Source organism: Paenibacillus sp. FSL R7-0297, from assembly GCF_038009025.1.
Taxonomy (GTDB): Bacteria; Bacillota; Bacilli; order Paenibacillales; family Paenibacillaceae; genus Paenibacillus_AQ.
The window spans coordinates 7,554,891-7,570,215 of sequence record NZ_JBBPAQ010000001.1 but is presented as its reverse complement, the minus strand read 5'-3'; the positions used below and the strand labels follow the sequence as shown (position 1 = coordinate 7,570,215).

Genomic DNA, 15,325 nt, shown 5'->3' with positions numbered 1-15,325 from the left:
TGTGTTACGTTAAGCTCTTGCAGAGCTAGTTGCCTTCATGAGTCTCGGCATCTACGGGTGAGCTTGGCAGCGGCTGTTCGACTTCCGGATCAGGTTCGCTGTCAAATTCGGTTCCGCTGGACGGCACAGGAGAAGGATGGATTTCTTTGTTATCCTGATGCTCCTCACTGCCGTTGTCCATGTCCATTTCACTTCCGTTACCACTCATGTGTTCACTGTGGTCTCCAGGGGGAGGACTGAACTCTAAGTGGGTCGAGGAATAGGTTTTACGTCCGAGGAAGTCCGTGGCGAGCAGGCCTTTGAATTCATCCTCTGTAAGCTCTGGCGCGGTTTCCTTGACGTCATTCACCCATTCGTCGTAATCCTTGCTGCTCATAACAAGCGCTTCAAATTCCATGTGGGCAAAGCCTTTACCGCTGAAGTTGGCATTCTTTCCAATATAAGAGCCTTCGGTATCAGCTGACAGGTGAAGCGTGGTGAGCATGTCACTCATGGCGTACTTTTGTCCGGCAAGCTGTGGAATCCATAGGCTGGTAATGGTGCCGAATGAGTACATTCTGAATTCAACTGCACGATGCACAGGCATATTCACGTAGTTAACCGTTTCAATGCCTTCCTCCGGATAGCTGAAATGCCATTTCCAGTTGGAGGATGAAGCGTAAATGACCAGCGGTGTCTGATCTTTATAGTCCGCGGCCACGTTCTCGACTTCGGTAGTTGTCTTGACGGTTACAACTGACAGGAAGGCGACGATAATGATCGGGATAATAATCCAGATCGCTTCAAGTACCTTGTTGCCCTCCTCGTGTTCAGGAATGTAACCCTCGTTACTCTTCTTCGCCCGGTACTTAACCAGTACAAAGATATATAAGATGTAGACAACTGCCAGAACACCAAGCATTACAACAATGGAGAGAATGATGGTATCCGATAACGTCCTTGCAGACGGCCCCTTCGGGTTCAGAACAGCGATCGAGCTGCATCCCGGCAGGAGAAGGATCAGGCTTAGAAACAAAGCGTATAACGGTCCCTTTTTTTTCATATAGAACTCCTTCCTTCAATACTACTTTTCATTCGCCGTTCATTAAACGGGCGTACTACTTAACCTGTATCTATAGTAAGAATTACTTACCCATAATGCAAAATACATATTTTGTATAAATAGATAAAAAAGTCCTTAAAAATGGCGAACAAGTTAAATATGTGTGATCAAATTGTTACAACTACTTAAGGGTATGATAAAGATCACTGTAGCGGCGCAGTTTAAGCTAATTTTAAGGTTGTTCAAACTTTGTTCAAGATTGCATATTTGTTATTAATATTGTCACAATTATTTTGGGTCAAAAACACGTGAGTGAACCGCTTATGGCCTGCTGTGACAGCATTCGATGAGAATTGTCGTATTTCAGAAAAAAAGCTGAATATTCATTTTATCATTGCAAAAAGGGTGACAATATTTTAGCTTGCGGTTACAATCTCTCAAATTACGTTATATCTATGTGTGATAAAGTAATAGACAAATATACATAGATTGGAGATTGCTGCTGTGCCTATTAAAAAAATAATGCTGTTATTCCTCTCTTTATTCCTGGTTACGGTTCTTGTACAGATCCCTGCTAACGCTGAAGGTAAGACTAATGTACTGAAGCTCGGGATCAACGATAAATTGAGCGGTATAGAAGCCGTGTCTGTAAAAGGCACTTATTATGTCCCGCTGCGTGCTCTGGCCGATGAATTAAAATGGACGCTTACCGGTCTAACCGACGGAGTTCTGGTGTCGGGCGGCTCCGGGTCGCTGACTTTGCAGGGCGATGCCGGCGCTGTGCTCAAAGATGGTACAGTGGTGCCTGTGAGCACTTTTTTGCAGGACGGTAAACTTATGGTTCCGCTGAAAGTAAGCGGGTATCTTGGGTATATCATATCCTTTGCGGGGGATAAATATTTGCTCCGGGTGAAGGACGGCTCAGCGGGACTTACAGATGAAGCCTATGTCACCAAGTATGCAGCTGAACTGAAACCTGTGGAGACAGCCCCGGCGGAGCCTGAACCATCTGCTGAACCCGGCAAGCCGGGACAAACCGTATATCTTACTTTTGATGATGGGCCGTCGGCGACGACTTCCCAGCTGCTGGATATCTTAAGTAAGTATGAGGTGCAGGCAACCTTCTTCATGCTGGGAAATAACATGAGCAAATATCCTAACCAAGTGAAGCGGATTGTGAAGGAAGACTACGGCCTGGGGCTTCATGGCATGACACACCGTAAGGAGAAATTCTATGCTTCCCCGGCTGCGGCGCTTGCGGAAATGTCGGGTGACAATGCTGTCCTCAAGAAACTGACGGGCGCTACTACATCGCTAATCCGGCCGCCTTATGGCAGCAAGCCCTATTTCACCAAGTCTTTCCGGGATAAGGTGCTTGGACAAGGCTATCATCTCTGGGACTGGAATGTGGACTCGAATGACTGGAGATATAAAGAGGACAGTGACAAGATCTACAATACAGTAATGGGGCAGGTTCGCACGCTGAAGAAGTCGAAGACGAATCCGGTTATTCTAATGCATGATCAGAAGGCCACCCTCAAGGTGCTGCCGCGTCTGCTAGAAGCGCTTAAGAAGGAAGGCTACACCTTCCAAGTCATTACGAAAGATATGGAGCCGGTGAATTTCTGGAAGGATAAACGGTGATCCGAAGGGTTTGAATGCAAAAGAGCAAGCTGCGGGAGTTTCCGCCGGCTTGCTCTTTTTTGCGGCTTGTACCGGGAAATTTGGACAAACCTTTGTGAGAAGTAAAGTACAACAATGCAGGTTTGCACCGGCTGAATCAGCGGGTAGAGATGTGTTAGCACGAGAGTAACGATGGCGCTACTTGTACAGATAATGGACAATCATATTGACCAGCTCCGACTTCAACCGGTCCACGGCGATCCGCTGCGGGGAGAAGGAGATGACATCGACGATGGCGCTCACCGCTTCGAACACAATCACGGAAGCTGCCTCCACGTCTTCAGTCTTCAATTCATCCTGACCCATTTGCAGGTACTTAAGCGTTCTGAGCCGGCCTGTTTCATACTGGGCATCCATCAGCTGCTTGATGACCTCATCACTGTGGTACATGATGCTCAGATCTTTATGATATCCGATAAACGCCTTATGCGAGAGCAGAAGGGTGTCTATCAGATGCAGAATCAGCTCGGAGCGGCCGATCGTTTCGAAATTAATCTCTGACATTGAAGCATCAATCCTGGCTAGAAGGTCATCGCCGTACATATGGAGAACGTCGATGAATATGGCTCTTTTATCAATAAAATAGGAATAGAAGCTGCCTGTGGATACCCCGGCCGCCGCAGCGATTTCCTTGGTATTGGTCTGATGAAAGCCCTTGTCCGAGAATAGCTTCATTGCCGCCTTGATAATGGCTTCCTTGGTTCTGATACTGCGCTCCTGCTGCGGAGTTCTAACCTTGTCCTCGATTTCACCCATGTCTTAAGGTCCCCCTTATAGTACAAATTCTAGAGGAGCAGTTTTGAGCTGTCAATAAAAGTTGAACCAGGGTTCATTTTTTGTGATTGACAAATGTGAACTTTGGTTCATATAATGCGAATATGAACTTTATTTCATATTTTGAAGGGTGATGGAGATGGGCCTTAGAACACGCAGAGCGTTATCTTTTACGGCAATAGTCCTGGGGTTTTTCATGGCGCTGCTGGATACGACGATTATTAATATTGCCCTGCCGGAGATGACACGTCATTTCGGCGGAAGTGTATCACAAGTCTCCTGGGTGATGAACGGCTATAACCTGGCATTCGCCGTGTTTATACTCACCGCCTCCCGTCTGGCCGATCAATTCGGGCGGAAGAAGGTGTTCCTCATCGGAGTGGCGCTGTTTACGCTGAGCTCCCTGCTGGCGGGTTTCTCTACTTCGCTCGGCATGCTAATTGCACTTAGAGTCATTCAGGGATTGGGCGGTGCGGTGATTGTGCCGGTCACGATTCCGCTGACCACAATAACCTTTCCCAAAGAAATGCACGGCCTGATTATCGGCATCTGGGGTGCCATCTCCGGGGTAGCGGCTGCAAGCGGTCCGGCGCTTGGCGGGATTCTGACACAGAAGCTGAGCTGGGAATGGATCTTTTTTGTGAATGTGCCGCTTGGGCTGCTGAGTATTGTGCTGACGGCCATATTTATTAAGGAATCACGGGATAACACAGCGGGCCGTTCCATAGATTACGCCGGGATCCTGGGGATCACCGGAGGGATGTTCTTCCTTACATATGCTCTGATCAAAGTGCAGGATTACGGCTGGAGCTCACGAATTTTCCTTGCGCTGCTGGCTGCGGGAGTATTGCTTGTGGTGTTCTTTTTTATTACGCAGTACAAGGGGAAGGCGCCAATGCTGCCCTTGTCATTGCTAAGGATCAGAGCCTTCAACAGCACATCGGTTTCTATGATCATTCTGGGTGCGGCGCTGATGAATGTTTCGCTGCTGACCTCCTTTTATCTTACCCGGGTGATGGGGGTGTCTGAGCTGAAGGCGGGCCTTGTCCTCTCAATGATGGCAGTCGGCTCCATCGCCAGCTCAGCCATTTCCGGACCGCTGTCTGCGAAATATGGCAGCAGCCGGTTTGCCGCAGCAGGCATGGTGTTGATAGGCGGCGCCACCTATTCAATGAGCGGGCTGCACGCCGGCTCTACACTGGGCGCGGTGATGCTCCGGCTCGCACTGGCCGGCCTCGGGGTGGGGCTCTCGATGGCGCCTGTGATGTCTTCGGCGATCAGGGTCGTTCCTGAAGACAAGGTGGGGATTGCTTCAGGGGTAACCAATATGGCGAAGTCACTCGGCAGTGTAATCGGCGTGGCCATTATCGTCACCGTGCTGCAGCATAATACAGCCGGGCAGCTGAGAGCAGCGAGCTCCGCTAACATACGAGTGATACCTGGAGCAGATGTGCAGCAGCAGGCTGCCGTAGATGCTTTCAGCCAGACTTATAAGTTCGCAAGTTATCTAATCCTGCCGGGAATTGTCGCAGCTTTATTCAGTGATGAACGCAGACAGCGGCGGGGCAGCGTTTGATAATTCGCGGGTCATAGCTCTACAGCTGTTTGCCCGTGCCCGGCGGAATCTCCGAAACAACATCCTTCTTATAACAACAGAAATTAATTGTTTATGAAACTGGATATTGATTATTTTGTTCACCGGAGTCCCGAAACGTAGCAATACGCCCCGGCCGCGCATAAATTGGAACAGGACGAGATGCCGGGCAGTGTTCTCTGCGGTCCCCATCCTGTTCAAGTGCCGGGAGGGATGCTTATGCCACGCAGAATTGCCAGTACGCCCAGACAAGACGGCTACCGTATGCCCGGAGAATTCGAGCCGCATCAGGGGACATGGATGCTCTGGCCGACCCGGACGGACACTTGGAGACTGGGCGCGAAGCCGGCGCAGGCTGCTTTTGCCAGAGTGGCGGCAGTGATTGCAGAGTTTGAACCTGTAACGATAGGCACCATCAGTGCCCAATATGAGCATGTCCGGGCACTTGTGCCACCGCAGGTACGTGTGGTGGAGATCTCCTCAAACGATGCGTGGATGCGGGATATCGGCCCGACCTTTGTAGTGAACGGCAGCGGCGGGGTACGTGGAATTGACTGGGGGTTCAATGCCTGGGGCGGACTGGACGGAGGGCTGTATTTTCCCTGGGACCAGGATCTGCTGGTGAAGCGGAAGGTGCTGGAGATCGAGAAGCTGGACTATTATGACCTGCGGCATTTCATCCTTGAGGGCGGAGCTGTTCATGTGGATGGAGAAGGTACACTGATAACGACTGAGCAGTGTCTGCTGCATAAGAACCGCAACCCTCATCTGTCCAAAAGGCAGATCGGGGGTTATTTGCGCGACACGCTGAACGTAGACAAGATTATCTGGCTGCCCAGAGGGATGAGCGATGATGAGACGGACGGGCATATTGATGAGGTGGCCGCTTTTGTGAAACCGGGCGTAGTGGTGATGAGCTGGACAGACGACCGGGAAGACCCGCAATATGAGGTGCTGCACGAAGCCTATTCACGTCTCATCCGGAAGAGGGATGCACGCGGGCGCAAACTGGAGGTTCACCGTCTGCATATCCCGGAGCGGCTGATTATTACAGATGAAGAGGCGGGATGGATCGACCCGGCCAGCGGCAGCTACAGCCGTGCCTCCGGCACAACATTCGCTGCGACATATGTGAATTTCTATATCTGCAATGGCGGAGTGGTAATGCCGGCATTCGGGGACAAGCGGGATAGGGAGGCGCTGGAGACCGTGCAGCGGTTATTCACCGACCGCAAGGTGGTTCAGGTCAATACCCGCGAGATCGCCTTGGGCGGCGGGAATATTCACTGTATTACCCAGCAGCAGCCCCAGGGCTGGTAGGTTTACAGAGTACTTCGAAAGTTTACAGAGCGAGTCGGAACCTGGCTGAAATCACACCGACACTAGAAGAGAAGAGACCAACAAAAGCAATTGACTAGGATGCTGCAAGGTTTCTACCAGTATTTCGCACTGTACCACTGTGACTACAAGCTTCATAGTCTGAAACGGCAAATTGAACGACAGTGGGTACGGGTATTGCGCAGAAGGAGCCAGAGACATCGGCTGTACTGGTCTTACTTGAGAAACAGGGACTGGTTTAGATTGCCGGAGAGAATACCGTTCTGCAAGGAAAGTATGCCCGTCACATCATCGGTACCCGGGTGACCGGTTCCGGTTTTGAAGGGCTTATCCCGAGAAAAGATCTCCAACTTTTTCCGGAGTGCGGATTTCAGTCCGCAACGCTAGACGATATTATATACCTTGCAAGCAAAAGGGAGGCCTAAAGTGAAAAAAGCGATACTGATGACCAGACTGGATCTACTAACAACCAAGTCCTCCATGGGAGCCAATATTTCCTTGCTTGTTCCGGTATTGTTATTGGCTTATCTTAATTCTCCGTCATGGGTCATTTATATGACATGCGGCTGGTTCGCAGCCTTGACTTCCGTCAACATATTTGCTCTGGAAGAGAAAAGCAACCTAAGGCAATTGTACGGTACGCTCCCCATTGGTTGGCGCAATGTAGTTTTGGGCCGTTATTTGTATTTTCTGCTGCTCTATGTATCCTTCCTCATTATTGTGGTGCCTCTTTATTCGATACTTTTGCTTGTCAATGAGCGGGCGCTTGAATTGGATTTGATTAACGGGCTATGCGCGAGTTTCGTCTTGTTCTCCGTGATTATCTCTATGCAGCTTCCTATTTATTTTAAGCTGGGCCATAGTAAAGGGCGGTATTGGTCCCTTGTCCCGTTTATCGGTGCATTAGTAGCAGTTATGGTGTTTTTTTATTTTTTTCCACTTGAGAATGTAATTGGATTTTCGAGGCGGAATACAGTATATTTTATCATAGGCGGGTTTCTGTTGGCTGCTGGTTTGTTGTTTTCTTCCTACAGATTATCGGCCAGATTTTATCGCAAATCCGGTATGTAACCAAAACTGTGGGCAGGAGCGGATTATTATGAAATGTAAAACGTGCAGAAAAAGAATGAAGGGCACCGAAACCAGCTTGAAGATTACCGTCTGCGGAAAAGACAAAGAGGCGGTCCGCGTGCCCGCTTACAGGTGTCCGGTATGCGGAAGCGTCATTGTGCATGACATCATTATGGAAAGACTTATGCGTTACGCGATGCGCAAAGAGGGCAGAATTGTCGATTATGCGGAATGCGAAAACGAGGAAGCCGTAGCCGGTCAAGTTTTATGACCGGCTATAGCTGTCCCCTCAGCCCGTCGGCTTTCACGAGCGCAATGAGCCGAAGATGGTTGAGGGGCTCTTACGAAAAAATATACTAGAATTAATATGCTTCATTGTGAATGAATAAACATTGAGATGAATATTGTGAATAATATACATAAAGTAAATGCTTTTTTTATCAGTATATGTGAAGAATTCTTTAGTGGAATAAAGCATAGGGTGTGCTTTTCTCACCTATTTTTCACTATCACAGTAATATGTTGTGCACTGTAATTAGTTTGTCATCACTTGGAAATTAGTTTGTCACCATATATGAATTGTCAAAGCCTGAACCCTAGTTGGTTCAGGCTTTTTTTCTAGGCCCGATCCCAGGAATACCCCGCGATACGATTATACCGGGAACCGGGAGATTACTCTGACTTACAAGCTGGAGAGCGGCAGGAAGCTCGTACGGACCTATATTGTTCCGGAAAAGGGGTTTGAGCCGGAGATGAAGTCGGTCATGTAGAAAGAGGATTTCAAGCGATTATCTGGCCCAGCTGGATGAGCGGGATATGTCGCCGGCACTTAAGGCCCTTCTACCATAGTCTTCTTGTCTATTAAATTAAACCAATGTCAGATTAATGCCCCGTATCCGGTGATGTTTCCCGGGCGGGGGCATTGCTCTGCCGCATCCATGGAATGAATAGCGGTTGAGGCTGCTGCTTTCGGGATGGATGCTCTTGATTCCGCCCGAAGCGTGCCGGAAGAGGGAATGAGGAGAGGATAATGAGGCGCTTACGTGTCTTAAGCCTCTGCTTTGGGTTATGCTTATATCAAGTAAGCATAATGACTCACATGGAGCTGCCGTGTAAGGAGGGAACTTTAATGGAAGAGGTAACGGATCATCTGGATCATGGACTGCAGATCGTCTTCATAGGATTTAACCCCAGCATCCGTTCCGGAGAGCTGGGTCACCACTATGCCAATCCGCGTAATAATTTCTGGCGCATCCTGCATAAGTCCGGTCTGACGCCGCGGTTGTATGATGCCTCTGAGGACGGCGAATTGCTGAAGCTGGGCTACGGGTTCACTAACATTGTCGCCCGCCCCACGGTAGGCGCTGAAGATATCACCCGGGAGGAATACACGCAGGGCAGGGAACTGCTCCGGGCCAAGCTGGAGCAATACCGTCCGGACATCGCCTGCTTTGTCGGCAAAGGCGTATACACGGAATTCAGCCGCAGAACCAAAGTGGACTGGGGATTTCAAGAAGGTGTGACTCCGGTGGTAGACGGAGTGCGGGAGTTTGTCGCGCCTTCGTCCAGCGGGCTCGTCCGTATGCCAATGCCGGAGATCGTTGATATTTACCGGCGTCTGCATGATTTTACGGAAGAGAAGGAGACTTGAGGCGAGGGTCGCCATTCGCTTGATTCGTAGTTTCCGCAGAATGGGGACTTCTTAGGCCGGTAGGATGAAGGGAATGTTGTATTATGGGCAGGATTTTATTAAAAGTCACCAGATTTCTGCCACGGAAAGCAGATAAGCGGATAAGCTGGTAAAGTCGAACAATGGCAGTCAACTGCACATCAAACAAAAGCCCCCTCAGCTCAAAGGCTTAAGGGGGCTTAGCTAGTTAAATCTGAATCAGCAGCAGAATGATTGATGATAACGACAGGCAGACACTGACCAGATACAGCACAGCGACGACCTGCTTTTGATTCAGGCCGGCTTTGAGCAGGCGGTAATGAACCTGGGTGGCGTCGGCCTGATAGATGGCCTGTCCCTTGAGGAACCTTTTGACGACAACAAAAATATTATCGAAGATCGGCACGCCGAGCGCAAGAATCGGGATGCACAGCGACAGCACCGTTGCCTGCTTGAAGGCACCGTCGAGCGCAATCACGGCCAGAATGAAGCCGAGGAAGGTGGCGCCGGCGTCACCCATGAAGATTTTGGCGGGAGCCTTGTTGTAGCGCAGATACGCGACTGTGACCCCGATTAGTGACATCGCCATGATGGCCGACGAGGATTGTCCCATGGTAATGGCGACTATGAACAGGGTTACTGCCGATATCGCCGTCAGTCCTCCGGCCAGACCATCCATGCCGTCAGAGAAATTAATCACTGTGGTGACGCCGAAGATCCAGATAATCGTCAGCAGGAACTGCAGAATGAACGGCAGTGAGATATAATCTCCTGAGAAGGGATTGATGAATCCCGTGAAGGCATTGCCTGAGAAAAAGACGAGAATCGCTGCGGCGATCTGAACAATGAATTTCGGAAGCGCCGGGAAGTCTTTGCCTTTGGTTTTGTACCAGTCATCAATGGTTCCTATAGTCAGCAGCAGCACGCCGCCGATGAACAGGGCCAGCGTCTCCAGTGAGAAGTCCCGGGCAAACAGCAGATATGTAATAAAGAAGCCTACGAATATAGCATAGCTGGCCGTGAGCGGAATCGGCTCCCTATGTATTTTGCGTTCTACATCTTCCCTGGGCCTGTCCACAAAATCAAGCCGGAAAGCGAGCTTACCAAGAGGGGGAATCAGCAGATAAACGATAAAAAATGACACGAGAAACGCTAAAACGTATAAAATGACAATCACCCCGTTGATTTATTTAAAATATAAGAATATATAGCTTTCACACGATAACTGATCCTTCTATTTCTCGCTAAATTATATCGCAGAAGGTTATACGTTGTCGAACCGGCAAACAAGATGGAGGGAATTATTTTGAAATATGAGTGTATTTTATTTGATGCTGATGATACGCTGTTTGATTACGGTATGGCGGAGAGCCATGCCTTGTATCACGCCTTTGCACATTTTGGCCTGCCGACAGGGGCGGAGGACTATGCGTCCAGCTACAAAGCAATTAACCATTCGCTATGGAAGGATTTCGAGCAGGGTCGGATTACCTCTGCCGCGCTGCGGGTGGAGCGGTTCAACCGGCTGTTTGCTGCACATAGCCTTGAGCTGAAGCCTGAGGAATTCAGCGAAGCTTATCTGCGGTTCCTCGGTGAAGGCACGTTCCTGATTCAAGGCGCGATAGAGCTGTGCGGAGAGCTTGCCGGATGCAGGCTGGCGATTATTACGAACGGAATCAAGGATGTGCAGCAATCCAGAATCAAGGGTTCGCCGCTGAGCGAGGTGTTCGAGGCGATTATTATCTCTGAGGAGACCGGGTATCAGAAGCCGGAGACGGGGATTTTTGACTATGCTTTTGAGCGGCTTAAGATTACCGATAAAAGTAAGGTGCTGATTGTCGGTGACTCCCTGACCTCGGATATCCAGGGCGGGATCAATTATGGCATCGATACCTGCTGGTTCAACCCGCTGGAGAAGCCGGGAGATCCGGATGTGCTGCCTACCTATGAAATCCGCAGTTTAGATGAGCTGCTGGAGATTGTGCGCTAGGGTAGGGCGAAATTTGTGGCAGGCGGGTGAAGTGGAGCGCCAATTCCTCTTGAACTTAGCTTCCCGCAGGTTGAAAGATACTCCCCTGTGTTAAATATATAAGGACGCTATATTCATCCTATATTGATAACAACACACGGGAGAGGATTACTATGAACAAAAAATGGCTGATTGCCGCCGTGGTCACCGGACTTACGGTAACCGGCTCTGCAGGAGTCTATGCAGGCGCCAAGCTGCAGCAGATCAAAGCCTATCTCAACCACAGTCTCGGGATTGTGGTGGATGGCACTCCTTACTGGCTGAAGGACGGTAACGGCAAAACTCTAACGCCAATCACCTACGAAGGCACCACTTACCTGCCCATCCGTTCAATCGCGGATGCGCTGGATGTGCCGATAACTTATGATGCCGCGAATTATAAAGTGCGGATCGGTACCGGCAGTGAGGTCACTCCTTCACCGGGAACTTCACCGGGAACCTCCGCCGGCGGCGGGACTACAGCTCCGGTAGAGGGTACTGCCCGGCCGGTTAATCTGCCGAAGGATTTCCCGATTCCGCCCGATGCCCTGATTGCGACTACCCTTGATACGGATGCAAACGGCGTGAAAAAGGTTGCTTTCAGTTACTCCACACAGGAAACGCTGGACATGATGGGATTCGTATACAGTGAATATGTCCGGATTAAGCGGCTCGATAATGCCTCTGAGACCGTATCCGCCAGCACGGTCAAAATTACCGGCAGACTCGGTGGTACAAGCCCGGTATCGATCATTGGTAAAGCTTCGACTGCCCGGCCGGGCTTCAATATCTTCACCGTTACCTGGTCAGAGAGCTGACGGAGTAAGTATGCCGTCATACAGCCGTATACAGACCAAAAACTCCGGACCGCTTGTCGGCCGGAGTTTTTGCTGGGATGCTGCAGATTCAGGCGCTGCCTGGTACCCGGACTTCTGCACTCGGAGACCCTGATTGTGAGCTGACCGTGGGTCCTCTAAGCAGGATAGATGCTGTGCCCGATAGCCGGGCAGAAGCCTTAAGCCTGCTGCCGGGTATCCAGCGGCTTCAAATGGGCTTCGATCTGTACCCGTTTCGACTCCAGGAACGGCGGCAGGGCCAGGGCTTCGCCCAGATGCTCCACCTCTTCATCGGTGGCGAAGCCCGGACCATCTGTAGCCAGCTCGAACAGGATTCCATTCGGCTCGCGGAAGTACAGTGAGCGGAAGTAGAAGCGGTCGACGAATCCTGAATTGGGCAGCTGTACGGTGCGGATACGTTCGATCCACAGCTTAAGCTCTTCTTCGTTATCCACGCGGAAGGCGACATGATGCACGCCGCCCCGTCCGAGGCGCTCCTGCGGCAGATCCTTGCGTTCCTCCAGATGAATCTCGGTGCCGGACCCGCCTTCTCCGGTCTCGAACACGATGACATCCGGCTGTCCGGTTACCGGCGAAGGATAAGTGCCCGCGCGGCGGAAGCCGAGCAGATCTTCCAGAATCAGTGCTGTATGTTCGGCTGTCTCTACTGTTAGATGTGCCGGGCCCAGTCCAACAATGGCATATTCCACCGGAACGGGGCTCTTGTCCCAGGGCTTGCCGCCGGCCATACCCTGATTATGCTCATCCGAGACGAGGATAAGGCGCTGTCCCTCGTGGTCGGTGAAGGCCAGCGTCTTGCGGCCGCCGCGTTCGGTAATCTCATCGTGCTCTACACCAAACACAGTGAACCGCTGAGTCCAGAAGAGCAGCGCATCATCACTTGGTACACGGAGTGAAAGTGCAGAGATGCTGTTGTTGCCGTCGCGGTTGCGGCCGGCGTTCGGCAGCTCGAAGAAGGTAAGCTCCGTACCCGGATTCCCGGTCTCATCCCCATAGAACAGGTGATAGACAGAGACATCATCCTGGTTTACTGTTTTTTTGATCAGGCGGAGTCCGAGCACTTCTGTGTAGAATTTGTAGTTTTCCGGTGCTTTGGCTGTAATGGCGGATACATGATGAAGCCCTTTTAATGTTAAACTCATGGGAAGACCTCCTAATAAAGTTTTGCCGCTTCGTAAGCAGCAGCTATAATTTTGTGACCTTAAGCGGATATATTTGAATGTGCCGGATACTTAATGAGTATTTTTAAGTTACTATAATTTTAATAGTTAATAAGAATAAACGCAAGATGTATTTTTGTAATCCTATTTAGTATCCGAGAAAGCGGGGTTAAACATGCATACCCAATCAAGTCTGCTGCGGCAGCTGGAGAACCTGCGAATCGATCCGCGCGGAACGCTGCTAGTCCATTCCTCCTATAAAAGCATTGGTGAAGTAGAAGGGGGGGCCGACACCGTTCTGGATGCGCTCTCCGAATATATGAAGGAAGGGCTGCTTGTCCTGCCGGCGCATACCTGGTCATATATTAACGGGTCGAATCCGAGGTTCTCTGTTCTGGAGTCTCCCGTCTGCGTAGGCATCCTGCCGGAGCTGTTCCGGAAGCGGCCGGGTGTAATCCGCTCCTGGCATCCGACCCACTCTGTAGCTGCGCTTGGCGCGGACGCGGCGGTCTTCACTGCGGGAGACCAGCGCTGGGATACGCCCTGTGCGCGCGGCTCGGTCTACGGCAAGCTGCTGGACCGCAAGGCAGAGATTATGCTGCTGGGTGTGGATCTGCGGAGAAATACCTTCATCCACGGCATTGAAGAATGGGTGGATATCCCTGGCAGAATGACGGACGGGCATGAACTGCTCTACACTGTTACACCTGAAGGGGAGGAAATCGCTGTTCCTTCACGCAGACATTCCGGACTGTCCTGGTCGCAGCACTTCTGGAAAGTGGAGCCTGTGCTGGAGGAAGGCGGCGCTCTGCGCCGGGGCAGCTTCGGGAATGCCGGGGTCATGATCTGCGGAACCGTGGAGACCACGGATATCCTGAGCCGCATGCTTGCGGATAATCCGGATTTGTTCTCGGACAATGAACCGCTAAGCGGAGGGGATGTGCCTGAAGCATTACCCAAGACGAAGTCCGGAATTCCGCAGCACCGGCCAGCCGGGGAGCGCTCCCGTCCTTAATCCGGGACCGGGTATCTGTTCATTATGGCAAGGCTCTATCAATGTATGGTATATTATTCTCACATAAAACAAAGTAAGGAGATTGGAAATGACAAAAACTTTGATCTTTGGACACAAAAACCCGGATACTGATACCATCTGTTCAGCAATTGCTTATGCAGCGCTCAAGAATGAACTGGGCTGGGATGCCGAGCCGGTCCGGCTGGGAGAGGTCAGCGGCGAAACTCAGTATGCGCTTGATCACTTCGGGGTACCGGCGCCGCGTCTGGTGGAGAATGTTGCCGCTGAAGCGAAGCAGGTTATTCTCGTCGACCATAACGAACGTCAGCAAAGTGCGAATGATATCGGTCAGGTCCGTGTGGTTGAGGTTATCGACCATCACCGGATTGCCAACTTTGAAACTGCTCATCCGCTGTACTATCGTGCAGAGCCGGTAGGCTGTACTGCAACCATCCTGAACAAGCTGTACAAAGAGAAGGGTGTAAGCATTCCGAAGGACATCGCCGGTCTGATGCTCTCCGCTATCATTTCCGACTCCCTGCTGTTCAAATCGCCGACCTGCACAGATGAGGATGTTGCCGCTGCACGTGAGCTGGCTGACATTGCTGGTGTAGACGCTGACAGCTATGGCCTTGCTATGCTCAAGGCAGGTGCCGACCTAAGCGACAAGAGTATTGCCCAGCTGATCTCCCTGGATGCCAAGGAATTCAAAATGGGTGAATACAAAGTGGAGATCGCCCAGGTCAATGCTGTAGATGTGAACGATGTGCTCTCTAAGCAGGCAGAGCTGGAAACAGCCCTTACCGCGATTATCGACGACAAGGGACTTGATCTGTTCCTGTTCGTAGTTACCGATATCCTGAACAACGATTCGGTTGGACTGGCTCTGGGCCGCGTGGCTGTTGCCGTAGAGCAGGCTTATAACGTGAAGCTGGACGACAACAAAGCTGTGCTGAAGGGTGTAGTTTCCCGCAAATCACAGATCGTACCGGTGCTGACCGAAACGATTGCCAAGCTGTAACAGGCACGCCCGGAACTCATCCGGAACAGTGAATTATCCATTATTTTACATAAAACCGGCTGCAGCATTCTTAAGGGGATGAAGCAACCGGTT

General features: G+C 50.8%; 14 protein-coding genes. 10 read left to right on the top strand and 4 right to left on the bottom strand.

The genetic code is table 11. The annotated features are described in order from the left end of the window. Nucleotides 1–25 precede the first annotated feature (25 nt). Nucleotides 26–1,042 (bottom strand): cytochrome aa3 quinol oxidase subunit II, encoded by a 1,017-nt coding sequence (qoxA, locus tag MKZ24_RS32830; RefSeq protein ID WP_042232813.1) that lies wholly within the window; start codon nt 1,040–1,042, stop codon nt 26–28. A gap of 504 nt (nt 1,043–1,546) precedes the next feature. On the opposite strand from qoxA, the gene MKZ24_RS32825 reads away from it, so the two are divergent. After that, complete coding sequence (locus MKZ24_RS32825; protein WP_156122947.1) at nt 1,547–2,686, top strand: polysaccharide deacetylase; 1,140 nt, start codon at nt 1,547–1,549, stop codon at nt 2,684–2,686. Between the two features lie 177 nt (nt 2,687–2,863). On the opposite strand, the gene MKZ24_RS32820 is transcribed toward MKZ24_RS32825, so the two are convergent. Beyond that, complete coding sequence (locus MKZ24_RS32820) at nt 2,864–3,481, bottom strand: TetR/AcrR family transcriptional regulator (protein ID WP_042232815.1); 618 nt, start codon at nt 3,479–3,481, stop codon at nt 2,864–2,866. Nucleotides 3,482–3,638: 157 nt separating this feature from the next. On the opposite strand from MKZ24_RS32820, the gene MKZ24_RS32815 reads away from it, so the two are divergent. From MKZ24_RS32815 to MKZ24_RS32795, 5 genes are all read left to right on the top strand, one after another. Further along, nucleotides 3,639–5,075 (top strand): MFS transporter, encoded by a 1,437-nt coding sequence (locus tag MKZ24_RS32815; protein WP_340789994.1) that lies wholly within the window; start codon nt 3,639–3,641, stop codon nt 5,073–5,075. Between the two features lie 237 nt (nt 5,076–5,312). Further along, nucleotides 5,313–6,413 (top strand): agmatine deiminase, encoded by a 1,101-nt coding sequence (aguA, locus tag MKZ24_RS32810; protein ID WP_340789993.1) that lies wholly within the window; start codon nt 5,313–5,315, stop codon nt 6,411–6,413. 444 nt (nt 6,414–6,857) lie between these two features. Beyond that, the gene (locus MKZ24_RS32805) at nt 6,858–7,502 is read left to right on the top strand and encodes an ABC-2 transporter permease (protein WP_340789992.1); all 645 of its coding nucleotides are present in this window, start codon (nt 6,858–6,860) and stop codon (nt 7,500–7,502) included. Between the two features lie 28 nt (nt 7,503–7,530). Continuing rightward, the gene (locus MKZ24_RS32800) at nt 7,531–7,773 is read left to right on the top strand and encodes a YgiT-type zinc finger protein (protein WP_042232823.1); all 243 of its coding nucleotides are present in this window, start codon (nt 7,531–7,533) and stop codon (nt 7,771–7,773) included. Nucleotides 7,774–8,631: 858 nt separating this feature from the next. Beyond that, nucleotides 8,632–9,153, top strand: a complete 522-nt coding sequence (locus tag MKZ24_RS32795) for a mismatch-specific DNA-glycosylase (RefSeq protein ID WP_042232825.1) — start codon at nt 8,632–8,634, stop codon at nt 9,151–9,153. A gap of 226 nt (nt 9,154–9,379) precedes the next feature. On the opposite strand, the gene MKZ24_RS32790 is transcribed toward MKZ24_RS32795, so the two are convergent. Further along, nucleotides 9,380–10,339 carry an MraY family glycosyltransferase gene (locus MKZ24_RS32790; protein ID WP_197073104.1) on the bottom strand — a complete coding sequence of 320 codons (960 nt, stop codon included), beginning with the start codon at nt 10,337–10,339 and terminating at the stop codon, nt 9,380–9,382. A gap of 138 nt (nt 10,340–10,477) precedes the next feature. On the opposite strand from MKZ24_RS32790, the gene MKZ24_RS32785 reads away from it, so the two are divergent. Together MKZ24_RS32785 and MKZ24_RS32780 are read left to right on the top strand one after the other, a co-directional pair. After that, nucleotides 10,478–11,161 (top strand): YjjG family noncanonical pyrimidine nucleotidase, encoded by a 684-nt coding sequence (locus MKZ24_RS32785; protein ID WP_340789990.1) that lies wholly within the window; start codon nt 10,478–10,480, stop codon nt 11,159–11,161. Nucleotides 11,162–11,313: 152 nt separating this feature from the next. Further along, entirely contained in the window at nt 11,314–11,997 is a 684-nt protein-coding gene (locus tag MKZ24_RS32780; RefSeq protein WP_052415994.1) for a stalk domain-containing protein, read from the top strand. A gap of 197 nt (nt 11,998–12,194) precedes the next feature. On the opposite strand, the gene MKZ24_RS32775 is transcribed toward MKZ24_RS32780, so the two are convergent. Next, nucleotides 12,195–13,178 carry a ring-cleaving dioxygenase gene (locus MKZ24_RS32775; RefSeq protein WP_042232835.1) on the bottom strand — a complete coding sequence of 328 codons (984 nt, stop codon included), beginning with the start codon at nt 13,176–13,178 and terminating at the stop codon, nt 12,195–12,197. 193 nt (nt 13,179–13,371) lie between these two features. Here MKZ24_RS32775 and MKZ24_RS32770 point away from each other — a divergent pair, with 193 nt between their 5' ends. Both MKZ24_RS32770 and MKZ24_RS32765 read left to right on the top strand, forming a co-directional pair. Then, nucleotides 13,372–14,211 (top strand): AAC(3) family N-acetyltransferase, encoded by an 840-nt coding sequence (locus tag MKZ24_RS32770; RefSeq protein WP_042232838.1) that lies wholly within the window; start codon nt 13,372–13,374, stop codon nt 14,209–14,211. Between the two features lie 88 nt (nt 14,212–14,299). Further along, nucleotides 14,300–15,232: a manganese-dependent inorganic pyrophosphatase gene (locus MKZ24_RS32765; RefSeq protein ID WP_340789988.1), complete on the top strand. Its 933-nt coding sequence runs from the start codon at nt 14,300–14,302 to the stop codon at nt 15,230–15,232. The last annotated feature ends 93 nt before the right edge of the window (nt 15,233–15,325 follow it).